Annotated in this window: 22 protein-coding genes and 1 tRNA gene; 7 read left to right on the forward strand and 16 right to left on the reverse strand. The window is 68.8% G+C overall.

Features of this window, described 5'->3' with window-relative positions; genetic code table 11:
* Window positions 1–5 precede the first annotated feature (5 nt).
* Genes K3U93_RS17300 through K3U93_RS17310 form a run of 3 tightly spaced genes read right to left on the reverse strand, consistent with a single transcriptional unit; the run spans window position 6 to window position 5,103 of the window.
* Window positions 6–1,745: an ABC transporter ATP-binding protein gene (locus K3U93_RS17300; protein WP_083010923.1), complete on the reverse strand. Its 1,740-nt coding sequence runs from the start codon at window positions 1,743–1,745 to the stop codon at window positions 6–8.
* Entirely contained in the window at window positions 1,742–4,390 is a 2,649-nt protein-coding gene (locus tag K3U93_RS17305) for an ABC transporter ATP-binding protein/permease (protein ID WP_083010922.1), read from the reverse strand. The genes K3U93_RS17300 and K3U93_RS17305 overlap by 4 nt, the downstream gene beginning before the upstream one ends.
* Window positions 4,390–5,103, reverse strand: coding sequence for a TetR family transcriptional regulator (locus K3U93_RS17310; protein WP_083010921.1), 714 nt, complete (start codon window positions 5,101–5,103; stop codon window positions 4,390–4,392). The genes K3U93_RS17305 and K3U93_RS17310 overlap by 1 nt, the downstream gene beginning before the upstream one ends.
* Window positions 5,104–5,224: 121 nt before the next feature.
* On the opposite strand from K3U93_RS17310, the gene K3U93_RS17315 reads away from it, so the two are divergent.
* Window positions 5,225–5,647, forward strand: a complete 423-nt coding sequence (locus K3U93_RS17315; protein ID WP_230981386.1) for a thiol-disulfide oxidoreductase DCC family protein — start codon at window positions 5,225–5,227, stop codon at window positions 5,645–5,647.
* 13 nt (window positions 5,648–5,660) lie between these two features.
* Here the strand turns inward: K3U93_RS17315 and K3U93_RS17320 are convergent.
* Window positions 5,661–5,743: transfer RNA gene (locus K3U93_RS17320), tRNA-Leu, on the reverse strand.
* Window positions 5,744–5,918: 175 nt separating this feature from the next.
* Here K3U93_RS17320 and K3U93_RS17325 point away from each other — a divergent pair.
* Window positions 5,919–6,290, forward strand: a complete 372-nt coding sequence (locus K3U93_RS17325) for a hypothetical protein (protein ID WP_139797013.1) — start codon at window positions 5,919–5,921, stop codon at window positions 6,288–6,290.
* Between the two features lie 17 nt (window positions 6,291–6,307).
* A complete protein-coding gene (locus K3U93_RS17330; protein WP_071512329.1) occupies window positions 6,308–6,658 on the forward strand; it encodes a DUF3817 domain-containing protein in 351 nt (116 codons plus the stop codon).
* A 164-nt stretch (window positions 6,659–6,822) separates the two neighbouring features.
* Here the strand turns inward: K3U93_RS17330 and K3U93_RS17335 are convergent, their stop codons facing one another.
* From K3U93_RS17335 to clpS, 11 genes are all read right to left on the reverse strand, one after another.
* The gene (locus tag K3U93_RS17335; RefSeq protein ID WP_071512361.1) at window positions 6,823–7,380 is read right to left on the reverse strand and encodes a non-canonical purine NTP pyrophosphatase; all 558 of its coding nucleotides are present in this window, start codon (window positions 7,378–7,380) and stop codon (window positions 6,823–6,825) included.
* A gap of 92 nt (window positions 7,381–7,472) precedes the next feature.
* Window positions 7,473–8,252: a ribonuclease PH gene (gene rph, locus K3U93_RS17340; protein ID WP_071512328.1), complete on the reverse strand. Its 780-nt coding sequence runs from the start codon at window positions 8,250–8,252 to the stop codon at window positions 7,473–7,475.
* A gap of 23 nt (window positions 8,253–8,275) precedes the next feature.
* Complete coding sequence (locus tag K3U93_RS17345) at window positions 8,276–9,058, reverse strand: cyclic nucleotide-degrading phosphodiesterase (protein WP_071512327.1); 783 nt, start codon at window positions 9,056–9,058, stop codon at window positions 8,276–8,278.
* 71 nt (window positions 9,059–9,129) lie between these two features.
* Window positions 9,130–9,957 carry a glutamate racemase gene (gene murI, locus K3U93_RS17350; RefSeq protein ID WP_071512326.1) on the reverse strand — a complete coding sequence of 276 codons (828 nt, stop codon included), beginning with the start codon at window positions 9,955–9,957 and terminating at the stop codon, window positions 9,130–9,132.
* Window positions 9,954–10,544 carry a rhomboid family intramembrane serine protease gene (locus K3U93_RS17355; RefSeq protein WP_083010920.1) on the reverse strand — a complete coding sequence of 197 codons (591 nt, stop codon included), beginning with the start codon at window positions 10,542–10,544 and terminating at the stop codon, window positions 9,954–9,956. The genes murI and K3U93_RS17355 overlap by 4 nt, the downstream gene beginning before the upstream one ends.
* Window positions 10,545–10,637: 93 nt before the next feature.
* Window positions 10,638–11,609 (reverse strand): cysteine synthase, encoded by a 972-nt coding sequence (locus K3U93_RS17360; RefSeq protein ID WP_083010919.1) that lies wholly within the window; start codon window positions 11,607–11,609, stop codon window positions 10,638–10,640.
* 9 nt (window positions 11,610–11,618) lie between these two features.
* Entirely contained in the window at window positions 11,619–11,900 is a 282-nt protein-coding gene (locus tag K3U93_RS17365; protein WP_071512323.1) for a MoaD/ThiS family protein, read from the reverse strand.
* A complete protein-coding gene (locus K3U93_RS17370) occupies window positions 11,897–12,325 on the reverse strand; it encodes a M67 family metallopeptidase (RefSeq protein WP_071512322.1) in 429 nt (142 codons plus the stop codon). The genes K3U93_RS17365 and K3U93_RS17370 overlap by 4 nt, the downstream gene beginning before the upstream one ends.
* Before the next feature lies 1 nt (window position 12,326).
* On the reverse strand, window positions 12,327–13,370 hold the full coding sequence (locus K3U93_RS17375; protein ID WP_083010918.1) for a P1 family peptidase: 1,044 nt from the start codon (window positions 13,368–13,370) through the stop codon (window positions 12,327–12,329).
* On the reverse strand, window positions 13,367–13,951 hold the full coding sequence (gene aosR / locus K3U93_RS17380) for an oxidative stress transcriptional regulator AosR (RefSeq protein WP_071512320.1): 585 nt from the start codon (window positions 13,949–13,951) through the stop codon (window positions 13,367–13,369). The genes K3U93_RS17375 and aosR overlap by 4 nt, the downstream gene beginning before the upstream one ends.
* Before the next feature lie 25 nt (window positions 13,952–13,976).
* On the reverse strand, window positions 13,977–14,294 hold the full coding sequence (gene clpS, locus K3U93_RS17385; protein ID WP_071512319.1) for an ATP-dependent Clp protease adapter ClpS: 318 nt from the start codon (window positions 14,292–14,294) through the stop codon (window positions 13,977–13,979).
* Here clpS and K3U93_RS17390 point away from each other — a divergent pair.
* Window positions 14,293–15,675, forward strand: coding sequence for a nicotinate phosphoribosyltransferase (locus K3U93_RS17390; RefSeq protein ID WP_420915422.1), 1,383 nt, complete (start codon window positions 14,293–14,295; stop codon window positions 15,673–15,675). The genes clpS and K3U93_RS17390 overlap by 2 nt on opposite strands.
* A gap of 76 nt (window positions 15,676–15,751) precedes the next feature.
* Window positions 15,752–17,752, forward strand: a complete 2,001-nt coding sequence (locus tag K3U93_RS17395; protein ID WP_083010916.1) for an ATP-dependent DNA helicase — start codon at window positions 15,752–15,754, stop codon at window positions 17,750–17,752.
* A gap of 8 nt (window positions 17,753–17,760) precedes the next feature.
* On the opposite strand, the gene glgP is transcribed toward K3U93_RS17395, so the two are convergent.
* Window positions 17,761–20,409 (reverse strand): alpha-glucan family phosphorylase, encoded by a 2,649-nt coding sequence (glgP, locus tag K3U93_RS17400; RefSeq protein ID WP_083010915.1) that lies wholly within the window; start codon window positions 20,407–20,409, stop codon window positions 17,761–17,763.
* Window positions 20,410–20,751: 342 nt separating this feature from the next.
* Between glgP and K3U93_RS17405 the strand changes: the two genes are divergently transcribed.
* Window positions 20,752–22,848, forward strand: a complete 2,097-nt coding sequence (locus K3U93_RS17405; RefSeq protein WP_217808431.1) for an alpha-1,4-glucan--maltose-1-phosphate maltosyltransferase — start codon at window positions 20,752–20,754, stop codon at window positions 22,846–22,848.
* Window positions 22,849–22,854: 6 nt separating this feature from the next.
* Window positions 22,855–25,050: a 1,4-alpha-glucan branching protein GlgB gene (gene glgB, locus K3U93_RS17410; RefSeq protein WP_071512314.1), complete on the forward strand. Its 2,196-nt coding sequence runs from the start codon at window positions 22,855–22,857 to the stop codon at window positions 25,048–25,050.
* Window positions 25,051–25,195 lie beyond the last annotated feature (145 nt).

Below are 25,195 nucleotides of genomic sequence, written 5' to 3' on the forward strand. Positions count from 1 at the left end.
CCCGTTTAGTCGGCGAGGATCCGCCACTCGGCGGCGTCGTGCTGCTGGCGCCAAAACTCGCCGAAACGTCCACCCGCGGTGAGCAATTCGTCGACCGCGCCGTCCTCGACCACCCGGCCGTCGTCGAGAAAGAGTACGCGGTCGGCATGACGAACGCTCCCCAACCGATGGGCCACGATCACCCTGGTGCGCGACTGTGGGTCGGCCGTGAGCGCGTCGACCACCGCGACCTCGTTCTCGGTGTCCAGGGCACTGGCCGCCTCGTCGACCAGCAGTATCGGCGCGGCCTTGAGCAGAGCGCGCGCGATGCTGACCCTTTGCCGCTCGCCGCCCGAGAGCGCCGAGCCGGCTTCGCCGACGATCGTCTCGGCGCCGTCCGGCAGCCGGCCGGTGAGCTCGTCGACCCGCGCCAGCGCCACAGCCCGCGCGAACCGATCCTCGCCGGCGCAGGGGTCTCCGACGAGCACGTTTTCGCGGATCGTCCCATGGAACAGGTAGGGATGCTGAAACACCACGCTGCTTGCGGCGCGCCTCGCCTCGGCGTCCAGCGTCGCGGCATCGACCTCGTCGATGAGCACACGGCCGCGGGTCGGCCGATGCAGGCCGGCGATCAGGGCCAGGATCGTGGTCTTGCCGGAGCCGGAAGGCCCGACAATTGCCGTCGTGCTTCCCGGTTGCAGGGTGAAACTGACACCGTCGAGCACCGGATGGCCCGCACCGCCGTAGCTGAATGCGACGTCGTCGAATTCGATGCGCGGGGCGGCGGTGCCGTCGGGCAGCGCGCCGGTGCCGGCGGGCAGGGCCGGTGCGGTGAGCACCGAACGGATCCGGCCGAGGGTGGCGCGGGTACTCTCCAGCGCCGGCGCCAGTTCGCTGACCGTGGTGAACGGCTCCAGATAGCGGGCGATGACGACGATCAGGGCGACGGCCTCGGGCACCGTGAGCCTGCCGGTCACGGTCAGCGCCGTCGTGGCCCCGGCCAGCAGGATGAGGGCCAGCTGGCTGGCCATGCTGAACAACAGCTGGCCCGGGACCTGCATGCCCAGCAACCGCATCGTCGCGCTGTGCTGGGAGGCCAGCGCGGACCCGACCAGGCTTCGGGCCGGCTCGACGCGCCGCGCGGCGCGCAACGCCTGCTGGGTCCGGGCGAACTCGATGATTCGCTCGGTGAGGACCCTGTTGGCCTGGTCGGCCGCGGCATCGGCCCGGCGCGCGAAGGCCGCCGACGCCCACAGCGCGGCCAGCAGCAACGGCACACCGGCCAGCGCGGCCACGCCGAGCTGCCACGAGATGGCCAACAGCGCCAGCGCGATAACCGCCGGCAACAAGATCGCGGTGATCAGCGGCGTCAGCAGGTTGACGACGAGGCCGACGAGTTCTGGCCCGGTCGCGGCGATCGCCTGCCGTGCCATCGCGGTGTTGTCGGCGGTGAACCAATCCAGCCGGACGCTCGGGAGCCGGTCCGCCAGATCGTGCTGGCTGCGGTCGAGTACGGCGAACCCGAGATCGAAGCCGATCCGCGCGGTGGCGGTGTCGATCAGCCACCCGGTGACCGTCGCGGCGGTGAGCCAGCCAAGCCAACCCAGCGCGCGGTGCGGGGCGTCGCTGAACAGCGCCCCCACCAGCGGGACCAGCAACACCGTGCCCGCCGCCCGCACCACGACGGAGGCGAACGCCAGCGCCGCGTAGGCGGCCACCTTGATGCGGCGATCCGCGGGGACAAGGCTTATCCAGGTGCGGATCATCGGGCGCCCTCCTGAGCCGCGGTGGCGGCCATCCGATTGCCCTGGCCGGTCTCCCACAGGCGGCGGTAGCGCCCGTCGGCGGCGAGCAACTCGTCGTGCGTTCCGCGTTCGGTGATACGGCCGTGATCGAGCACGACGATCTGGTCGGCCCGGGTGACGGTGTGCAACCGGTGGGCGATCACCAACACGGTGCGATCCCGGGTCAGCCGGTTAAGCGCTTGCTGCACAAGGTATTCCGATTCCGGGTCGGCAAATGCCGTGGCCTCGTCGAGGATCAGGACTCCGGTGTCGGCGAGGATCGCCCGGGCGATGGTCAGCCGTTGGCGTTCGCCGCCCGAAAGCCCGGCCCCCGCGCCCAAGACGGTGTCGTAGCCTTCCGGCAATCGCATTATGCGGTCGTGGATTTGGGCCGCGCGGGCCGCGGCCTGGACTTGTTCGGCGGCCGCGTCCGGAACGGCCAGCGCGATGTTCTCGGCGACGGTGCCGTGCACGAGCTGGGTATCCTGCAGCACGAAACCGACCCGCGCGTAGAGTTCGTCGGCGGTCATCGATCGAATGTCTTGGCCGCCAACGCGTATGGCGCCCTGCCCGACGTCGTGGAAGCGGGCCAGCAGCGCGGCCAGCGTCGACTTCCCGGACCCGGACGGCCCGACGAGCGCGGTCACCGTGCCAGGGCGCAGCGTCAGCGACACGTCGTGCAGCACCGGCACGCCGGGCCGGTAGCTAAAGCTGACATTGTCGAAGGCCACCGTCGCCGACGAATCGCCGTCGCGGGGTTCGGAGGGTTCGCGCACGGTCAGTTCGGGCTCGTCGAGCGTGACCTGGAGGCGCCGCGCCGCCAGCATTCCGGCGCGAACGCCGCCCAGCCCGTAGCCGATGCCTAGCAGTCGCGCGCCAAATGTGGTGCCCAGCAATAGGAACGGCAACAGATTCACCGCCGCCATCCGGTTCGAGACGATCAGCAAGGTGCCGGTGACTGCGATGAGCCACAGGAACGTCGCGGGACGGGTGGCGAGATCCATCAGGGTCTTCTTGCCCGACAGGGGACGCTGCCAGGCGACCAGGAATCCGATGTACTCGTTGAGCCGGCGCCGGAAGTTCGAGGCGGCGGCACCGCCGAACACGCGGATCACCGGCTGGCCCTCGAGGTAGCCGCCGGCCTCGCCGTTCATCTTTTCGGCCCATCGCTGCGATTGCGGGATGCGCGGCCCGGATTGAATCATGATGGACGACGTCATCACGAGGTAGACCAGGACCGGCACGAACAGGACCAGCGCCACCCGCCAGTCGACGACGAACAGGTAGACGAGCACGGCCACCGGCGCGACGACCGCCGCGACCGCGTCCGGGATGGCATGGGTGACCAGGTAGTGCAACGACAGCGTGTCGTCTTGCACCAACTGCTTGATCGAGCCTGACCCTCGGGCGGTGAACCAGCCCAGCGGCAGCCGGGATAGCTTGTGCAACAGCCGCGAACGCAGGTCGCGGGCGAACCGCGCGTCGACGACGTGCAGCCACAGCGTGAGGCCGGCGCCGAGCACGGTGCCCGTCCCGAGCAGCGAAACGGCCGCGATCCCGACCGCCCACAGCCGGGACGCGTCGGCGCCGGAGACCAGGAGCCGGGCCAGCTCGACCAGCAGCACGAACGGCGCCAGCTGCAACAGCGTTATGACGGCCTGCAGCACACCGGAGACGATCAGCGCCGACCGCAGCGGCGCAAGCAATCGGCCAGCGGCCTGGGCGCGCCAGCTGCCGCGGGAGGGCAGCGCCGCCGTTTCGGATGCGGGTTGCACGGGTTCCGGTTGTGCCGCAACCAGATTCGGCTCGCCGCCGGTGGGCGTCGGGGCGGCCTCTGGGGAGGCAGAGGAATCTCTGGAGCCTCTGGCGTCGGATTCGCGATCGCGGCGGGTGCCCATCTCGCGGCCGGCGTTCCAGTACGCCTGCGCGTGAACTTCCGACTTAGGAAAGCCGAAGTCGTCGCGCAGCCGCTTGCGGACTTGTTTGAGCGCCGCCGCTTCGGGCGTCGCCCACGCGTACCAGTCGGACCAGTCGCGGCTTTCGATCGCCGCGGCAAGCGATTTCTCGTCGCGGCGCGCAGCCCAATGCACCCGCAGCCGAGGATGCTGCGCGATCGGGATCAGCGTGTCGTTGTCGTCGTGCTGCTCGAGGTACATCTCGATCGGGACGTCGTCGGGGACGGTTCCGACGATCCCGTTCATGCCCGGGATCGACGCCGAGTCGCCGATCAACAGATACCCGACCGGCTGCTCGTCGGGTATGTCGAAACGTGACGAGCCCATCAGCGACATGACCGCGATCGTGGCGCCAGGCTGCACGGTGCGCGCCCAATGCGACGCCGGTCCGGCCGGGTCGTGCAGCACGACGTCGACCGCGAAGCGGCCGGCGGGGACGTCCGCCTCGGAGATCGTGTAGGCGCGCTGGAATTCGGTGTCGGACCCGTCCGGGTCGGGAAACCAGAACCGTAGCCACGCCGCGGGTTCGGCCTCCGCGTCCTCGAACAGGGTCGGTGATTGCATCCGTACCCGTACGAAATGTGGTGCGATGCGGACGGTTTCGATGACCGTCGCGGTGTGGTCGCGGGCGCCGAAACTCCGCAGTACCACACCCTGGAACCCGCGTGCCATCAGCGGTCCTCTCCCGTGGCGCTCAATTCCGCCACGACCTCGCCGATCGGCCGGCCCGGCGGAATCGCCGCGACCAAACCCCGTATGGATGCGGCCAGCAACAGCCGCACGAATTCTGAACTCGACAGCTGCGGCAACCCGGCGTGAGCCGCACCCAGCTGCGCGTCGCCGGCCAACCGGTCGGCGGCGGCGTCGCGCTCCACCGCGAAGCCAGGGGCCTGGTCTCCGCCGGTTGCGTTGGTGTTGCTCTCTTCCCGCGCGGCCAGGCTGATCGCCAGGGTGGCGACGGCGCTGCTCAACATCATGGCCGCGTCGGCGGGGTATCCGCGCCGGCTCAGCGCCCGGACTTCGGTGGCCAACAACCGAGCGCCGGCATCGCCGCGCGGAAACAGCACCTGAAGATAGGACGCGAGTCCCGGGTGCTCGGCGGTGAAGTCCCGCAGCTGCAGGCCGAACGACAGCAGGTGCTGCTCGGTGTCCGCCGTCGGGTCCTCGCGCAGCTCGAGTTCGGCGAGCAGGCTTTCGCCGATCAGGCGTTCGAGCTCCCACCTGCCTTCGACGTGCCGGTACAGGGCGGTCGCCGATACGCCGAGCCCCAGTGCGACCGCGTTGACGCTCAGCCGTTGCATGCCGAGCTCGCGGCCCACTCGGACGACGTCGTCCACCGCGATGAGCGCGGGCCGCCCTCCCTGGCGAGACGCCACCGACTGCATCCGGCACCACACTCCGACTCGGTAAGTTACCCCCACAAACTAAGGGTTGCCTTACCTTCCGTCAACCTCGGGTATCCACGGCGGCGGCGCCGCGGTGCCGTCGGTCAGTAGCCTGGGTCGCGTGGAGACGCAGGTGGCACCGGTGCTGCTGTACGACGGTGTCTGCGGCTTCTGCAACCGGGCCGTGCGGACGGTGCTTCGGTTCGATCCCGACGGCGCCCTGCGCTTTGTCGCCCTCGACAGCGACTTCGCCCGAGCGATCGTCGATCGCCACCCGGCTATCCACAACGTCGACTCCATGGTGTTTGTCGATGAACCCGGCCAGCCCGCCGAACGGGTGGCCGCGCGATCGGCGGCCGCGTTACGCGTGGCGGATTACCTTGGCGGGCCGTGGAAGCTGCTCAAGGTTGCCCGCGTCATACCGGCTCCCCTTCGCGACTGGCTCTACGACAGATTCGCCGATATCCGCTATCGCGTCTTCGGCAAGTACGAGAGTTGTCCGCTGCCCCCTCAGGAGGTCCGCGCCCGCTTTTTGGATGCGTAACGTCGACAAGGCGTGCGGGCGGAGGGACTCGAACCCTCAAGCTCTTTCGAGCACCGGCACCTAAAACCGGCGCGTTTTCCATTTCGCCACGCCCGCGCGCCTAGCGATCCTAACGCTTCATGCCTGGGCGAAACGTGTTGCTCGACCACCTTGGAGTCCGATGGACGCGGTCGAGCCGGTGCATCATCTCCATATACCGGAAGGCGGTGGCGCGTCTCAACGAATTCGTCGGGCCTAAATCGTGAATGCCGCCGCACGGTACCGTCAAGGGGTGTCCACGCAGGCTCTTAGGAAGCGCCATCGCAGGCCCGCGCTGATCGCTTTGGTGATCATCGCGGCCTGCGCCTGCCTGGCCTTGGGTTGGTGGCAGTGGACCAGGTTTCAGTCGGTTTCGGGTACGTTCCAGAATCTTGGCTACGCGTTGCAGTGGCCGCTGTTCGCCTGGTTCTGTGTCTATGCGTACCGCAAGTTCGTCCGCTACGAAGAGGAGCCCCCAGACCCGCGGAAGAGCGGCGGGCTGACCGAGATCCCCGCCGGGCTGCTGCCCGAGCGGCCCAAGCCCGCGCCGCAGCCGCCCGAGGATCCCGCGCTGCAGGAGTACAACGCCTACCTGGCCGAGCTCGCCAAGAAAGACGCCGAGTAACAGAACAGGACCACCGCATGACCACACCCGAGACACCCGAAGCATCAGCGCCCGCATTCCCCGTCGACAAGATCCGCACCGCGTTGCTCGGCTACCGGATCATGGCGTGGACGACGGGTCTCTGGCTCATCGCACTGTGCTACGAGATCGTCTCGCATCTGGCCTTCCACCACGAGATCCGGTGGATCGAGGTGGTCCACGGCTGGGTGTACTTCATCTACGTGTTGGCGGCATTCAACTTGGCGGTCAAGGTGCGCTGGCCAATTCTCAAGACGGTCGGCGTGCTGCTGGCCGGGACCATTCCGCTGCTGGGCATCATCGTCGAGCACTTCCAGAGCAAGGACGTCAAGGCTCGCTTCGGTCTTTGAGTCACACCTGCCACGGCGGTCCCCTCGGGCACGACACGCGTAGCGGCCACCTACGCGCGACAACGCAAGGGGCGCAACGGATTGTCGCTATTAGGCGGGCACATCGTTGGTCGCCTCTCCGTCGAGACTGGTGTGGCCTGGGTCGGGCTGGGCTAACGCGCGGGTCAGGCAAGCGCTTTCAGCGCCGGCACCAGCAGCGCCAGCGCCCGACCACGATGCGAGACCGCGTCCTTCTCCGCCGGGCTGAGCTCGGCGGCCGTGCGGCGGTATCCGTCGGGAATAAACACCGGGTCATAGCCGAACCCGCCGTCGCCGCGCGGTTCGCGGGCAATGGTGCCGGGCCATTCACCACGGACGACGACTTCGCCGGATGCCGACACCAGCGCGCACGCGGAGACGAACGCCGCCCCGCGCCGTTCGTCGGGGACGTCGCGCAACTGGGCCAGCAGCAGCGCGGTGTTGGCGGCGTCGTCGCCGTGGTTGCCCGACCAGCGCGCCGACAGCACGCCGGGCATGCCGCCCAGCGCGGCCACCTCCAAACCCGAGTCGTCGGCCACGCTCGGAAGACCCGTCGCGGCGAACGCATCCCGGGCCTTGGCCAACGCGTTGTCCTCGAAGGTCGCACCGGTTTCGGGCGGTTCGTCGAACGGCGCCACGTCGTTCAGCGACACCAGCGTCAGCCCCGACAGGCCGGCGCCGTCGAGCACCCGGCGCAGTTCCATCAGCTTCTTGGGGTTGCGACTGGCAACCAGCAGCCGTGACGATCGCGAGGGCGGCGAAGCCGGGCGCAGTGGGTCGTCACCATCAGGCACTGTCAGCTGCCGAACGCCTTCGGCGGCGGGGGCCCGTCGGGCAGCACACCCGGATAGGGCAACGCCAGCGCCTGGCGCTGTGCGGCAAACAATGTGTCGCAGGCGCCCAGCGCCACGTCGAGCAATTTGTCCAGCGTCGACCGCGGGAACGTCGCCCCCTCGCCGGTGCCCTGAACCTCCACGAGGGTCCCGGTGTCGGTGGCCACGACGTTCATGTCGACCTCGGCGCGCGAGTCTTCCTCATAGGGCAAGTCCACCCGGATCCTGCCGTCGACGACGCCGACGCTGACCGCCGCGATGGCACACGACAGCGGCCGCGGATCCGACAGCTTGCCCGCCGCCGACAGGTAGGTCACGGCGTCGGCCAACGCGACGTAGGCGCCCGTGATGGCCGCCGTGCGGGTGCCGCCGTCGGCCTGCAACACGTCACAGTCGACGGCAATGGTGTTCTCCCCCAACGCCGCCAGGTCGATGCACGCCCGCAGCGACCGGCCAATCAGCCGGCTGATCTCCTGGGTGCGCCCGCTAAGCCGGCCCTTCACCGATTCCCGGTCGGAGCGCGTGTGGGTGGCCGACGGCAGCATCGCGTATTCCGCGGTCAGCCACCCCAGACCCGAGCCCTTGCGCCAGCGTGGCACCCCCTCGGTGACGCTGGCGGTGCACATGACCTTGGTGTGACCGAATTCGATCAGTACCGAACCCGCCGGGTGATCGGTGAATCCGCGGGTGATGACTACGGGGCGAAGCTCGTCGTCAAGGCGGCCGTCTTCTCGTTTGGACACCCGGCAACCCTAACGCGGCTGGCTCAGACCCTTTCAGAGCGGCGGACATCGAACGTCTCGCCGCAGACCACCGCGTGCACGGGACCGTCGAACTCGGCCTTGGCCTCGCTGATTACGTCCTCGCGCGAAGTCCACGGCGGGATATGGGTCAGCAGCAGCTCGCGAGCGCCGGCCCGCGCCGCCGTCCTGCCGGCCTCCGTGCCCGACAGGTGCAGGGCGGGCGGACGATCCGGCGCGTGTGTCCAGGAGGCCTCGCACAGGAAAACGTCGGCGTCGCGGGCCAATTCGACGAGCTGATCGCAGACGCCGGTGTCGCCGCTGTAGACCAATGAGGCACCGCTGGGATCGGTGATCCGCAGGCCGTACGACTCGGTGGGGTGCGCCACCACCCGCGGCACCACCGTGAGCGCACCGAATTTCACCGGCTCGCCGTCGACCCAGTGACGAACATCGAAAATGTCCGAGCAGTCGTCGATCTCCCCGCCATAGGGCGACGACGCGGCCCCCAACCGCGACCAGGTGTCGCTCGGGCCGTACAGCAACGCCTTACCGGCGGGGCGCGACGGGTGGTAGCGACGCCAGACGAACAGGCCCGGCATGTCCAAGCAGTGGTCGGCGTGCAGATGAGACAACAGCACGTTCACCGAACCGGGATCGGCGTAGCGCTGCAGCGCGCCCAGCACGCCCCCGCCGAAGTCGAGAACCAGCGGCGGAGTGTCCGGGGCCCGAAGCAGATAACCGGACGCGGGCGAATCCGGGCCCACCACGCTGCCCGAGCAGCCGAGCACGGTTATTCGCACGGACACTACTGTGCCATGCCCGATACCACGATGTAGAAAACATCACCGCATTGATGTGACCAGAATCTCGTCGCGACCTAGCGCACGCGGGATTGGCCGACGGGCTGCACGCCGGTCACCGCCGGACCCAGGAATCGCGCCGCCAGTTTGGTGAACGCCTCGGGATCGCCGGTGGCTTCGAAGACGCGGGAAGGCGGGGCGGCGTCGGGATCGTCCGGGTGCGGCCGCAGCAACTCCCGCTCGGTGAGCACCCGAACCACTTCCTTGGCGGTTTCCTCGGCGCTCGACACCAACGTCACGTGTTCGCCCATCGCCAGTTGGATCAGCCCGGACAGCAGCGGATAGTGCGTGCACCCCAGCACCAGCGTGTCGACCCGGGCGCGCTGCAGCGGCTCGAGATAGCCCTCGGCCAGTCCGAGCACCTGACGACCGCTGGTCACGCCGCGCTCGACGAAGTCGACGAACCGCGGGCAGGCCACCGCGGTGATCTCGGTGTCGCGGGCGGCGGCGAACGCGTCCTGATAGGCGTGCGAGTTGATGGTCGCCCGCGTTCCGATCACGCCGATGCGGCCGTTGCGAGTGGTGGCGACCGCGCGGCGCACCGCGGGCAGGATCACCTCGACGACGGGCACGTGGTAGCGCTCGCGGGCGTCCCGCAGGCACGCCGCGGACGCGGTGTTGCAGGCGATCACCAACGCCTTGACGCCGCGGTCGACCAGGTCGTCACCGATGGCCAGGGCGTGCGCGCGGACCTCGGAAATGGTGAGCGGGCCGTAGGGGCCGTTGGCGGTGTCGCCGACGTAGACGATGTCCTCGTCGGGCAGTTGGTCGATGATGGCCCGCGCGACGGTCAATCCCCCGACGCCGGAGTCGAAGACCCCGACGGGCGCCAACGGCGAGCTCATGTCGTCGGCCGCCGTGCGCGAGCCTTGCGTTCGGGGCCGGACAAGATATAGGCGGCCAGGACGCCCGCGAGCGCACCGCACAGGTGGCCCTGCCAGGACACGCCGCCGCATTTGTCGAGGACGGGCACGGCGCTGACGAGGATCCCGCCGTAGGCGAACAGCACCACCAGGCCGGTGATGACGTCCCAGAACCTGCGCACGAATATCCCGAAGACCAGCAGGAACGTCAGCCAGCCGAAGATGAGGCCCGAGGCCCCGATGTGGTCGGACTCAAAGCGGCAGCCGCCCCAGTTGCCGATGAGCCAGGTGCCGAGACCGCCGACGATCCACACGATCACGGTGGCCCAGACGAATCGGGACATGCCGGCCAGCGTCATCAAAAACCCCAACACCAGCGCGGGGACCGTGTTGGCGAACAGGTGTGTCCAGCTCGCGTGCAGGAACGGCGCCCAGATGATCCCCCACAGCCCGTCGGCCTCCCACGGCCTGATGCCGTTGCGGTCCAGCGAATGGTGCGTCAGCTGATCGATCAGCTCGACGAGGTACAGCAACGCCACGAAGGTGAGGATCGTGGCGCCGCCGACCATCCATTGGGGTCGCTTTTTCGTCGGTGTCGCTGGCCCGGTCACTACGCGCCGCTCCTACTCATCGCTGCGCTCTGCATCGTCGACGGCGCGGGGTCATGCCCATAGCTGCCCTTCTAGAGCGTTTTCGGCATCGTCCAGGCTACCGGCATAGGCGCCGGTGGACAGGTACTTCCAGCCGGCGTCGGCGACGACGAAGGCGATGTCGGCGCGCTCGCCCGCCTTGAGGGCCTTCGCCGCGACGCCGAGGGCGGCGTGCAGCACGGCGCCGGTCGAGATGCCGGCAAAGATGCCCTCGGCGTCCACCAGTTCCCGGGTGCGGCGCACGGCGTCGCCCGCGCCGACCGAGTACCGGGTGGTCAGGACGTCCGGGTCATACAGTTCGGGCACGAAGCCCTCGTCGATGTTGCGCAGCGCGTACACCCCCTCGCCGTAGCGGGGCTCGGCGGCCACGATCTTGACGCCGGGCACGCGCTCGCGCAGGAACCGGCCGGTGCCCATCAGGGTCCCGGTGGTGCCCAGGCCGGCGACGAAGTGGGTGATCTCGGGCAGGTCGGCCAGCAGCTCGGGGCCGGTGCCGTGGTAGTGCGAGTCGGTGTTGGCGGCATTGCCGTACTGGTACAGCATGACCCACGACGGGTTGGCCGCGGCCAGCTGCTTGGCGGTGGCCACCGCGGTGTTCGACCCGCCCTCGGCCGGCGAGAAGACGATCCGCGCGCCGTAGAGCTCCAGCAGCTGACGCCGTTCCACCGAGGTGTTCTCGGGCATCACGCAGATCAGCCGGTACCCCTTCAACCGGGCGGCCATCGCCAGCGAGATGCCGGTGTTGCCGCTGGTGGGCTCGAGGATCGTCGCGCCGGGCGCCAGCAGCCCGTCCCGCTCGGCCTGCTCGATCATCCGCAGGGCCGGCCGATCCTTGATCGACCCGGTCGGGTTGCGGTCCTCGAGCTTGGCCCACAGCCGCACGTGCGGACCGTCCGGCCCGTCCTCCCAGCGCGGCGACAGCCGCCGCAGGCCGACCAGCGGCGTGTTGCCCAACGCCTCTAACAGCGAGTCGTAGCGCGTCATGCGCTCCGCTTACCCGCCCGCCACCGCGGGCAGGATGGTGACCGAGTCGCCGTCGGCGATCGCGGTATCCAGGCCGCCGGAGAATCGCACGTCCTCGTCGTTGACGTAGACGTTCACGAAGCGATGCAGCTTGCCTGGGGAAGACGGGTCGATCAGGCGCTCGGAGATGCCGGAGTAGTTGGCCTCCAGGTCGTCGATGACCGCACCCAGCGTGTCGCCGCTGGCCGCGACGCGCTTCTCGCCGCCGGTGTGCGGCCTCAGGATGGTCGGGATGGACACGGTGACGCTCATGCGGACCTTTCCGAATACTTCTCGACGATGGTGACGGATTCTTCGGTGACGGCGCCGTCGACGATGCGGTAGCTGCGCAGCTCGTGGCGGTCCGGGTCGCGGGTGGACACCAGCACGTAGTGCGCGTCGGGCTCGGCGGCCAGGCTCACGTCGGTGCGACTCGGGTAGGCCTCGGTCGCGGTGTGCGAGTGATAGATGACGACCGGGACCTCATCGGCCTCGTCGAGCGCCCGCCACACCTTGAGCTGCTCGCCGGAGTCAAAGCGGTAGAACGTCGGCGAGCGTTCCGCGTTGAGCATCGGGATGTGCCGCTCGGGACGATCGGAGCCCTCCGGACCGGCCAGTACCCCGCACGCTTCGTCGGGGTGGTCGCGGCGCGCGTGGGCCACGATCGCCTCAACCAGGTCGGCGCGGATCACCAGCACGTCAGCTACTCCCTCTCGCGAATGCTCCGGGCAACGTGTCGCGGTAGGTCGGTATTCCGGCGACCGACTCCGCGGCGAGCACCCCGGCCAGCACCGCGCGTGCCAGGCAGTCGGCCGCGGCCGCGCCCACCTCGGTGACCAACCGCGTCTCGGGAGAGAACGCCGCGGGCACCGTGTTCGTATGGGCCGGCGGTGGCACCTCGACCGCCCCGGTGGCCAGCGCGAACACCGTGTCACCGTCCAGCGGGGTGTGCGCGGGCCGGATGGTGCGGGCCAGGCCGTCGTGGGCGGCGATCGCGACCCGCCGGCACGCGGCCGGGCTCAGCAACGCGTCGGTGGCGACCACCGCGATCGTCGTGTTGAGCGGCTCCAGCGGAGAGGGCAGCCGCGCGAGCGCGTCGATCTGCCCGACCGGCGGTGGCACCAGCCCGAATTCTTCGATCAAGTCGGCCATCCACGGCAGCCCGGTCGCCCGGTCGGCGACGTCCCCGGCGGAATTCACGACGACGAGCGCACCGACGGTGGCGCCGGACGGCAGCACGGTCGATGCCGTCCCGATGCCGCCTTTGAGGACGCCGGCCCGCGCCCCCACGCCGGCTCCGGCCGTGCCCACCACGCCGTCGCCGCCGGTGGCGGCCTCACATGCGGCGTAGCCGAACTCGGCCGTCGGGCGGCGGTCCCAGCCACCGACTGGCAGGTCGAAGATCACCGCGGCAGGCACGACGGGGACCACGCCGCCGTCCATGGCCACGCCACGTTCGTGTTCCTCAAGCCAGCGCATGACGCCGTCGGCGGCCGCCAGGCCGTAGGCGCTGCCGCCGGCCAGCAACACCGCGTCGACGAACCGCACGGTGTTGGCCGGGTCCAGCAGATCGGTCTCCCGGGTGCCGGGCGCACCGCCGCGGCAATCGACGCCGCCGACGGTCCCCGGCGGGGTCAGCACGACCGTCACGCCGCAGGCCCAGCCGGCGCCGAACGATGCGTCCGGGTCGAGCCTGTGATAGTGGCCGACGCGGATGCCCCCGACGTCGGTGATGGCGTTCATCCGGCCGGCTTCTTCATCAACGCCAGCACCAGATATTCCTGCAGGACGGTCAGCCACTGGTAGACGTCGAAGTGCACGGCCAGCGGATCGCCGGCCGGCAGGCGATCCGGCCCCTCCGGCCCGATCTCGAGCATCACTCCCAGCGTCAGCCGGATGTCGTTGACCGCCGCGACCCAGGCATTCGCGTCGTCCTCGGTCAGCTCGAACCGGCCGCCGTTGTCCGGAACGCTATCCAATAACCGCTGTGCGGCAACACGTTTGGCGTCGATGATCTCCGGCTCGTGCAGGCTGCGCAGCGCGGCGTTGAGGCTGGCGGCGACATCGGGGGCCGAGGGGTCGTCGTCGCGTTTGAAGAAATCCGGCAGCAGCCGGCGCAGCGTCGGGTCCGACGGGGCCGCCGCGTTTCCGGTCTTTATGCCGGTGATTTCCTCGAGTTCGTCTGTCGGCGCGGAAGATTCGCGTTCATTGAGCAAGCCGATCATCGCGCCGACGAGGTTTTGCAGCAGGGCGGCTTCATGAGAAGCCAAGGAGGACCGAAAACGGGGACCGTCGGCGGTCTCGACGCGCTTCCACTTGCGCACAAGAAATCCCGGATGTCCTCGCTTCTCACCGGTCCTTCTGCATCGTCGCCCACAAACCGGCGGCGTGCAGCTTGGACACGTCGACTTCCATGGACTCCCGGCTACCGGCCGACACCACCGCCTTACCCTCGTTGTGTACCTGCAGCATCAACTTGGTGGCATGCGGCTCGCTGTAGCCGAACAACTTCTGGAAGACGTACGTCACGTACGTCATCAGGTTGACCGGGTCGTCCCACACGATGGTGACCCACGGCCTGGCCGTGACGTCTACCGGAGCGGACTCGCGTTGCCCGGTAGTGCCCGGCCTTAACTTCGGCTCAGTGGGCGCTGACGCAACAACCATGCCCTACACGATACCGAGACTCGGGCCCGGCGCCGCCAGCCGTTACCGTTGCGGGATGAACGAGCCGGTCCTGGCCGGGCTGCTGACCGACAAATACGAGTTGACCATGCTGGCGGCGGCGCTGCACGACGGCACCGCCAAGCGCCGGACCACGTTCGAACTGTTCGCCCGCCGCCTCCCCGAGGGTCGCCGTTACGGGGTGGTCGCCGGGACCGGCCGGCTGCTGGAAGCCTTGCCGCAGTTCAGGTTCGACGACGACGCGTGCCGGTTGCTGGCGCAATTCCTGGACCCGGACACGGTGCGGTACCTGCGCGATTTCCGGTTCGGCGGCGACATCGACGGCTACGCCGAAGGCGAGCTGTACTTCCCTGGGTCGCCGGTGCTTTCGGTGAGCGGCAGCTTCGCCGAATGCGTGGTGCTCGAAACGCTGGCGCTGTCGATCTTCAACCACGACACCGCGGTTGCCTCCGCGGCGGCACGAATGGTCAGCGCCGCCGGGGAACGCCCGCTGATCGAGATGGGATCGCGCCGAACCCACGAGCGCGCCGCGGTCGCGGCGGCCCGCGCCGCCTACATTGCCGGCTTCGCGGGATCGTCCAACCTAGAGGCCCAGCGGCGATACGGAATACCCACCGAGGGCACCTCGGCGCACGCGTTCACCATGCTGCACGCTCAGCGGGACGATCCCCCCGGGATGACGGAACTCGCGGCGTTTCGTGCGCAGGTCGACGCGCTGGGCACCGACACCACGCTGCTGGTGGACACCTACGACGTGACGGCCGGCGTAGCCAATGCCGTGGCCGCCGCCGGTGCCGGGCTCGGCGCGGTCCGCATCGACTCCGGCGAGCTGGGAGCGCTGGCCCGCCAGGTGCGCGAGCAACTCGACCGTTTAGGAGCCACCCAGACCCGCATCGTGGTGTCCGGCGATCTGGACGAGTTCTCCATCGCCGCGCTGCGCGCCGAGCCGGTGGATAGCTACGGCGTCGGCACGTCGCTGGTGACCGGCTCGGGCGCCCCGACCGCCAACATGGTCTACAAGCTGGTCGAAGTGGACGGCATGCCGGTACGGAAGCGCAGCAGCCGCAAGCAATCCAACGGCGGCCACAAGGAGGCGCTGCGCCTCGCGCGCCCGACGGGCACCATCACCGAGGAGGTCGTGTATCCCGCGGGCCGTCCGCCGGATACCGCCGAGCCAGCCCGCGTGTTGACCATCCCGCTGGTGCGCGGCGGCGACGTCGTCGCCGACGTCGGCGGTCGCGACCTGGCGGCGGCGCGGAAGCTGGTCGCGTCCGGGCTGCGCAGCCTGCCGTGGGAGGGTTTGAACTTATCGCACGGGGAGCCCGCGATCCCGACCACGCAGATCCCGGCCGGACGGGGTTAGCACCGCCCGACACGCACCCGATAAGCGCCCGACAAGCGCCCGACAAGCAAAGGAAGTAACCACGTCCGACGTCTCCGTGTCCGAGCTGCTTGCCATCGCCGTGGCCGCGCTCGGCGGCAGCGAGCGCGGCGGCCAGCAGGAGATGGCCGCCGCCGTCGCGCGCGCCTTCGACACCGGTGAGCACCTCGTCGTGCAGGCCGGCACCGGCACCGGCAAGTCGCTGGCCTATCTGGTTCCCGCGATCGTCCGCTCGCTCAGCGACGACTCGCCCGTCGTCGTGTCGACGGCCACGATCGCGCTGCAGCGCCAGCTGGTCGATCGCGACCTGCCCCGGCTGGCCGATTCGCTCGCCGCCGCACTGCCCCGCCACCCGCGGTTCGCGCTGCTGAAGGGGCGACGAAACTACTTGTGCCTGAACAAGATCCATAACGGTGCCGCGGGTGAGCCGGACGCGCAGGACGAACGGCCGCAGGAAGACCTCTTCGACCCGATGGCGGTCACCGCGCTGGGCCGCGACGTGCAACGGCTCACCGCCTGGGCGTCGACGACCGAATCCGGCGACCGCGACGACCTGAAGCCCGGGGTACCGGACCGGTCCTGGTCCCAGGTCAGCGTTTCCGCGCGGGAATGCCTCGGCGTGGCCCGCTGCCCGTTCGGTTCCGAATGCTTCTCGGAACGGGCCAGAGGTGAGGCCGGCCGCGCTGACGTTGTCGTCACCAATCACGCGCTGCTGGCCATCGATGCCGTCGCCGAATCGGCGGTGCTGCCCGAACACGCGCTGCTGGTGGTCGACGAAGCCCACGAGCTGGTTGACCGGGTGACGTCGGTGGCCACCGCGGAGCTGACGTCGGCCGGCCTCGGCGTCGTCTCGCGACGCATCGCCCGATTGGTGGACCCCGAACTGACCCAACGGCTGGACGCGACGGCGGCCAACTTCGCCGCGGCGATCCACGAGGCGCAAATAATCAAGCCGGGCCGCGTCGACCACCTCGACGACGAAATGGCGACCTACCTGACCGCGCTACGCGACGTGGCCGGCGCGGCACGGTCGGCGATCGACACCACGAGCGACGCCAAGGCGGCGTCGGCGCGCGCCGAAGCGGTTGCGGCACTGAGCGAGATATCCGACACGGCGTCGCGGATCCTGACGTCGTTTGGCCCCGCCATCCCCGATCGCACCGACGTGGTCTGGCTGGAGCATGAGGAGAACCGGGGTTCGCCGCGCGCGGTGTTGCGGGTGGCGCCGCTGTCGGTCGCCGGCTTGCTGCGCGACCGGGTGTTTACGCGTTCGACCACGGTGCTGACGTCGGCGACCCTGACGATCGGCGGCTCCTTCGACGCGATGGCCACGGCGTGGGGCCTGACGGGATCGGCCGCCGGCGAGGACCCGGCGTGGCGCGGCCTCGACGTGGGATCGCCGTTTCAGCACGCGAAGGCCGGAATCCTGTACGTGGCCGCCCATCTGCCGCCGCCGGGCCGCGACGGCACCGGCTCGGCCGAGCAGCTGACCGAAATCGCCGAGCTCATCACCGCGGCCGGCGGGCGCACGCTCGGGCTGTTTTCGTCCATGCGGGCCGCCCGGGCCGCCGCCGAGGCCATGCGCGAACGGCTGTCGACGCCGGTGTTGTGTCAGGGCGACGACAGCACCTCCGCGCTGGTCGAGCGGTTCAGCGCCGAGGAAGAGACCTCGCTGTTCGGCACGCTGTCGCTGTGGCAGGGGGTCGACGTGCCGGGGCCGTCGCTGTCACTGGTGCTGATCGACCGCATCCCGTTCCCCCGGCCGGACGACCCGCTGCTGGGCGCGCGGCAGCGCGCGGTGGCCGCGCGCGGCGGCAACGGCTTCATGGCCGTCGCGGCCAACCATGCCGCGCTGCTGCTGGCGCAGGGCTCAGGCCGGCTGCTGCGCCGCATCAGCGACCGCGGAGTGGTCGCGGTGCTCGACTCCCGGATGGTCACCGCCGGCTACGGCCGCTACCTGCGGGCCTCGCTGCCACCGTTCTGGCAGACCACCAGCCCGGCGCAGGTCCGCGGGGCGCTGCAGCGGCTGCGCACCGCGTCCGAGGGCCTGTCGGCCTGAGCGGCCTGCTACCTGGCGAGGGCGACCAGACCCAGCTCGTTGCTGGCGGCGAGCATCGGATGGTGGGGCAGCACGCGGACCGTGTACCCGACCGATCCCGCCAGCGGCAGCGGCGTTGTCGTCGAGAAGACCTGGTTGCCTCCTTCGGCGGCACCGGTATACGACATCTCGATGGTCACCGGATCCAGCAGCACGTCGCCGGCGTCGACCCGGCCCACCATGGCCTGCACCGTGACCTCGTCGGGCACCAGACCGGCCAGCTGCACGGTCGCGGTCAGGGTCAACTTCGAGCCGAGCACCGGGGTATCCGGCAGGCCCGTGCTGTCGACGTCGGTGATCTCGATCTTCGGCCATGCCTCATCGACGCGCCGGCGGTAGGCGGCCAGCTCCCGGGCGGCGCCGAATTCGCCGCCGCCCTCCATGCCGGCCGCGACCGTCTTGCGCAGCGATTGCGCCGCCGGCGTGTAGTACTGCTCGACGTAGTCACGCACCATGCGGGACGCCAGCACCTTCGGGCCGAGGGTCTGCAGGGTGTGGCGCACCATCTCGATCCACCGGGGCGGCACGCCGTGCTCATCGCGCTCGTAGAACTTCGGCGCCACCGCTTGCTCCAGCAGGTCGTAGAGCGCGCTGGACTCCAGGTCGTCGCGACGGTCCTCGTCGGCCACACCGTCGGCGGACGGTATCGCCCAACCGTTTTCGCCGTCGTACCATTCGTCCCACCAGCCGTCGCGGATGGACAGGTTCAGCCCGCCGTTGAGCGCGCTCTTCATCCCCGACGTGCCGCAGGCCTCCAGGGGCCGCAGCGGGTTGTTCAGCCAGACGTCGCAACCCCAATACAGCAGCCGGGCCATCGACATGTCGTAGTCGGGCAGGAAGGCGATGCGGTGCCGCACCTCCGGCCGGTCGGCGAACCGCACCACCTGCTGGATCAGCGCTTTGCCTCCGTCGTCGGCGGGGTGCGATTTCCCGGCGACGATCAGCTGGATCGGTTTTTCCTCGTTGAGCAGCAGCCGTTCCAGCCGCTCCGGATCGTGCAGCATCAGCGTCAGCCGCTTGTAGGTCGGCACCCGCCGAGCAAACCCGATGGTAAGCACGTCCGGATCGAATGCCGTTGATATCCAACCCAGTTCGGCATCCGATGCACCACGATCCAGCCAGGAGCGGCGCAACCGCAGCCGGACGTCCTCGATCAGCAATGACCGCAGTTGCGATCGGATCCACCACAGATGACCCGGGTCGACCTGCTGCAGTCGCAGCCAGACGCCGGGGTCGGCGAACGAGTCCGAGCCGGACAGCTCGCGCCCCAGCTGCAACCATTGCGGCGCCGCCCAGGTGCGCGCGTGCACCCCGTTGGTGATGGACCCGATCGGCACCTCGCCCGGGTCGAATCCGGGCCACAGCTCGTTGAACATGGCCCGGCTCACCCGGCCGTGCAGCAGCGAGACACCGTTGGCCCGCTGCGCGAGGCGCAGACCCATGTGAGCCATGTTGAACTTGGCCGGATCGTCCTCGGCGCCGAGCGCGATGATCCGGGCGGTCGGTACTCCCGGCAGCAGCGCGGGCGCGGTGGCACCGGCATTCTCGCCGGGATCGCCATTGTGGGGGTCGGCTTGGTGGTCGTCGAAGTAGCGCCGCACCATGTCCACCGGAAACCGGTCGATACCGGCGGGCACGGGGGTGTGGGTGGTGAACACGGTGCTGGACCGCACGACCGTCAGGGCGGTGTCGAAGTCCAATCCGGCCTCGGTGATCAGCTCGCGAATGCGTTCGGTACCGAGGAACCCGGCGTGCCCCTCGTTCATGTGAAATACCTCGGGCGCCGGCAACCCTTCGATGGCGGTGAACGCGCGGATCGCCCGGACGCCGCCGATGCCGGCCAGGATCTCTTGCCTCATCCGGTGTTCCTGATCGCCGCCGTAGAGGCGGTCGGTGACGCCGCGCAGCTCGTGCTCGTTTTCCGGCACATCAGAATCCAGCAGGAGCAGCGGAACACGGCCCACCTGCGCGACCCAGATCCGGGCCCGCAGCCGTGCGGATTCGGGAAACGTCAGCTCGACCAGCACGGGATCGCCGGCCGCATCGGTGAGCAGCCGCAACGGCAGCCCTTGCGGGTCCAGCGACGGGTAGGTCTCGTTCTGCCAGCCGTCGGCGGTCAGCGACTGCCGGAAGTACCCGGAGCGGTAGTAGAGGCCCACCGCAACCAGCGGAACCCCCAGATCGGACGCCGACTTCAGGTGGTCACCGGCGAGAATCCCCAAGCCCCCCGAGTAATTTGGCAACACCTCGGCAACGCCGAACTCCATGGAGAAGTACGCGATGGCGACCGGCATTGCCTCGGTGTCGGAGCCTTCGGCCTGTCGCTGCTGATACCACAGCGGACGGGTCAGGTAGTCGTTCAGCTCGGCCGCCAGCCCGTCAAGCCGGCCCAGGAAGCCTTCGTCGAGCGCCAACTCATCGAGCCGGGCCGGAGTCACCGCGCCCAGCAACGCCACCGGATCAAAGCCGCACCGCTCCCACAGCTCGGGGTCGATGGTCGCGAACAGATCCTGCGTCGGCTTGTCCCACGACCAGCGGAGATTGGTCGACAGCTGATTCAGCGCGGCGAGACGCTCGGGCAAATGAGCACGGACGGTAAAGCGGCGGAGGGCTTTCACACGTGACTACCTTACTGAGGATTCCCGAGCTCGCACGGCCACCAAGTAACCGCTTAGCCGCAGGAGTGTGACCGAACACTAGGCTGGGTATCGGGTAGTTATTGGGGCCGCAACGACGCTGCCCAGCAGGAAGTCCCCACGACAGGAAGTTTCGCCAGACGAGAGGCATTCCGCGACGGAGCACACCGCGGTTTGGCCGCACACAATCGGAACACCCCCGACGACGATTGCGGCCCGCCAAGCGGGCCGAGGAGGAGTCGGGCAAGTCGGAACACCCCCGACGACGATTGCGGCCCGCCAAGCGGGCCGAGGAGGAGTCGGGCAAATCGGAACGGAGTGGTTGTGCCCGGTCGTGTCGAGATCGACAACGTCCAACCCGTCGTTTCCTGCGGCGCGTACCCCGCCAAGGCCGTGGTCGGTGAGATGGTGCCGGTGAGCGCCGCGGTGTGGCGAGAGGGCCACGAGGCCGTCGCGGCGACCCTGGTCGTGCGCTACCTCGGGCCGCGCTATCCGCAAATCACGGAAACCCGCCGGATCAAGGCCGTCGAGGCCCCCGAGCGGCCGGCGCCCGGACTTGGTCCCAAGGCCGTCGACCGGCAACGGGTCAAGCCACTGCTGCTGCCCATGACCGAGGGCCTGGAGCCCTACGTTTTCCACGGGCAGTTCACGCCGGACCGCGTCGGGCTGTGGACCTTTCGGGTCGACGGGTGGGGCGACCCGATCCGCTCGTGGCGGCGCGGGCTGGTTGCCAAGTTGGACGCCGGCCAGGGCGAGACGGAACTGTCCAACGACCTGCTGGTCGGGGCCGCGCTGTTCGAGCGCGCCGCCACCGGTCTGCCGCGCGCGCGGCGCGATCCGCTGCTGGCGGCCGCCGCGGCGCTGCGGACGCCGGGGGATCCGGTGACCCGCACGGCGCTGGCCCTGGCTCCCGGCATCGAAGAACTGCTGGCGCGCTATCCGTTGCGGGAGCTGGTCACCCGGGGCGAGCAGTGCGGGGTGTGGGTGGATCGGCCGCTGGCCCGTTTCGGTGCGTGGTACGAGATGTTTCCGCGCTCGACCGGCGGGTGGGATGCCGACGGCACGCCGGTGCACGGCACCTTCGCGACGGCGGCCGCGCAGCTTCCGCGCATCGCGAGGATGGGGTTCGACGTGGTGTACCTGCCGCCGATCCATCCGATCGGCAAGGTGCACCGCAAGGGCCGCAACAACTCCCCGACCGCCGGGCCGACGGACGTGGGGTCACCCTGGGCAATCGGCAGCGACGAGGGTGGCCACGACGCTATTCACCCGAGCCTGGGGACCATCGACGACTTCGACGACTTCGTCGCCGCCGCACGCGATCTGGGCATGGAGGTGGCCCTGGACCTGGCGCTACAGTGCGCTCCGGATCATCCGTGGGCGCGCGAACACCGGCGGTGGTTCACCGAATTGCCGGATGGCACCATCGCCTACGCGGAGAACCCGCCGAAGAAATACCAGGACATCTATCCGCTCAACTTCGACAACGACCCCGCGGGCCTCTACGACGAAGTGCTGCGCGTGGTCCGGCACTGGATCGACCACGGCATCAAGTTCTTTCGGGTGGACAATCCGCACACCAAGCCTCCCGACTTCTGGGCCTGGCTGATCGGTCAGGTCAAAGACGCCGACCCCGACGTGCTCTTCCTGTCCGAGGCCTTCACCCCGCCAGTTCGCCAGTACGGCCTGGCCAAGCTCGGATTCACCCAGTCCTACACCTACTTCACCTGGCGGACCGCCAAGTGGGAACTCACCGAATTCGGCAACGACATCGCCGCCCTCGCCGACTTTCGCCGGCCGAACCTGTTCGTCAACACCCCCGACATCCTGCACGCCGTGCTGCAGCACGACGGCCCGGGCATGTTCGCCATCCGCGCCGTGCTGGCGGCGACCATGGGTCCGGCGTGGGGGGTGTACTCGGGTTACGAGTTGTTCGAACACCGGGCGGTGCGGGAGGGCAGCGAGGAGTACTTGAACTCGGAGAAGTACGAATTGCGTCCCCGCGACTATGAGTGGGCGCTCGCCGAAGGCAGGTCGCTCGAGCCGTTCATCGCACGGCTCAACGAAATTCGCCGCTTGCATCCCGCGCTGCAGCAGCTGCGCACCATTCACTTCCATGGCGTGGACAACGACGCGCTGTTGGCGTACAGCAAGTTCGACCCGGCCACCGGAGACTGCGTGTTGGTGGTGGTGACCCTCAACGCGTTCGCGCCGGAGGAAGCGACGCTGTGGCTGGACATGGCGGCGCTCGGCATGGAGCCCTACGAGCGGTTTTGGGTGCGCGACGAGATAACCGGCCAGGAATTCCAGTGGGGGCAGGCGAATTACATCCGCCTCGACCCCGGGCACACGGTCGCCCACATCGTCAACATGCCGCTCATACCGTACGAATCCCGAATTACGTTGACGCGCAGGAGGTGACGCGCCATGAACCGGACCGAACAACTCGCCAGCAGGCACCTGGCGCCCGACCCCGCGGACCTGGCGCGCCTGGTGGCCGGTGCACACCACAACCCGCACGGCATCCTGGGCGCCCACGAGTACGGCGACCACACCGTCATCCGGGCGTTTCGGCCGCACGCGGCCGAGGTCGTCGCGCTCGTCGGTGACGACCGGTTCCCGTTGCGGCACATCGGATCCGGCCTGTTCGCCGTGGCGCTGCCGTTCGTCAACCTGATTGACTACCGGCTACAGGTGTCCTACGAGGGTTCCGAACCCCACACCGTCGCCGACGCCTACCGTTTCCTGCCGACCCTGGGCGAAGTCGACCTTCATCTGTTCGGCGAGGGCCGCCACGAACGGCTCTGGGAAGTCCTTGGCGCCCATCCTCGCTCGTTCACCACGGCCGACGGTGTCGTCAACGGGGTGTCGTTCGCCGTGTGGGCGCCCAACGCCAAGGGCGTCAGTTTGATCGGCGAGTTCAACGGCTGGGCCGGCGACGAGGCCCCCATGCGGGTGCTCGGCTCCTCGGGGGTATGGGAGTTGTTCTGGCCCGGTTTCCCCGTCGACGGTCTCTACAAGTTCCGCGTGCACGGCGCCGACGGCGTCGTGACCGAGCGGGCCGATCCCATGGCGTTCGCCACCGAAGTGCCGCCGCACACCGCGTCGCGGGTGACGCGCAGCAAATACACCTGGAATGATGCCGACTGGATGACGCGGCGCGCGCAGCGCAACCCGGTGTTCGAGCCGATGAGCACCTACGAGGTCCACCTCGGCTCCTGGCGGCCCGGACTCAGCTACCGACAGCTCGCCACCGAGCTGACGGATTACGTTGTGGAACAAGGGTTTACCCATGTGGAACTGCTGCCGGTCGCCGAGCACCCGTTCGCCGGGTCGTGGGGATACCAGGTCACGTCATACTACGCGCCGACGTCGCGCTTCGGCACGCCCGACGATTTCCGGGGCCTGGTCGACGCCCTGCACCGGGCCGGTATCGGGGTCATCGTGGACTGGGTGCCGGCACACTTTCCGAAGGACGCGTGGGCGCTGGGACGGTTCGACGGCACCGCGCTCTACGAGCATTCCGATCCCAGTCGCGGCGAGCAACTCGACTGGGGCACTTACGTGTTCAACTTCGGCCGCGCCGAAGTGCGTAACTTCCTAGTGGCCAATGCGTTGTATTGGCTCGAAGAGTTTCACATCGACGGCCTGCGGGTGGACGCGGTCGCGTCGATGCTCTACCTGGACTATTCGCGCCCGGAGGGCGGCTGGACCCCCAACGTCTACGGCGGGCGGGAGAATCTGGAAGCGGTGCAGTTCCTGCAGGAGATGAACGCCACGGCACACAAGGTCGCGCCGGGCATCGTCACCATCGCCGAGGAGTCGACGTCGTGGCCCGGGGTGACGCGGCCCACCAACCTTGGTGGTCTTGGCTTTTCGATGAAGTGGAACATGGGCTGGATGCACGACACGCTCGACTACATCAGCCGCGACCCGTTTTACCGCAGCTACCACCACCACGAGATGACATTCTCGATGCTGTATGCGTTCAGCGAGAACTACGTGCTGCCGCTCAGTCACGACGAGGTGGTGCACGGCAAGGGCACGCTGTGGGGGCGGATGCCGGGCAACAACCACGTCAAGGCCGCCGGGCTGCGCAGCCTGCTCGCCTACCAGTGGGCCCACCCGGGCAAGCAGCTGTTGTTCATGGGACAGGAATTCGGCCAGCGCGCCGAATGGTCCGAGCAGCGCGGTTTGGATTGGTGGCAGCTCGACGAGCAGGGTTTCTCCAACGGTGTTCTGCGGCTCGTGCGCGATATCAATGAGATCTACCGCACCCACCCGGCGCTGTGGAGCCAGGACACCATTCCCGACGGTTATTCCTGGATCGACGCCAACGACTCCGCCAACAACGTGTTGAGTTTCCTGCGATATGGAAATGACGGCTCGGTAATGGCCTGCGTGTTCAATTTTGCGGGTTCCGAGCACGGCGGCTACCGGCTCGGCCTGCCCTATGCCGGCCGCTGGCGCGAAGTCCTCAACACCGACGCGACCGCCTACAACGGTTCGGGAATCGGCAACATGGGCGGCGTCGACGCTACCGAGAACCCGTGGCATGGCCGCCCGGCTTCGGCGGTGATGGTCTTGCCGCCCACGTCCGCGCTGTGGCTCGAACCCGAATAGACGCGTCCGATTAATCGACCGATAATAAGGCGATAATTTATTTTCTCATCCTAATTACTCGGGGCCTCGCGCCACGATATACTTCTTTCCCCGCCATTTGGTCGATGATGACCGGACCAAGGTGTCATCGCCTTCTGGCTTTAAC

The organism is Mycobacterium malmoense, assembly GCF_019645855.1.
GTDB lineage: Bacteria > Actinomycetota > Actinomycetes > Mycobacteriales > Mycobacteriaceae > Mycobacterium > Mycobacterium malmoense.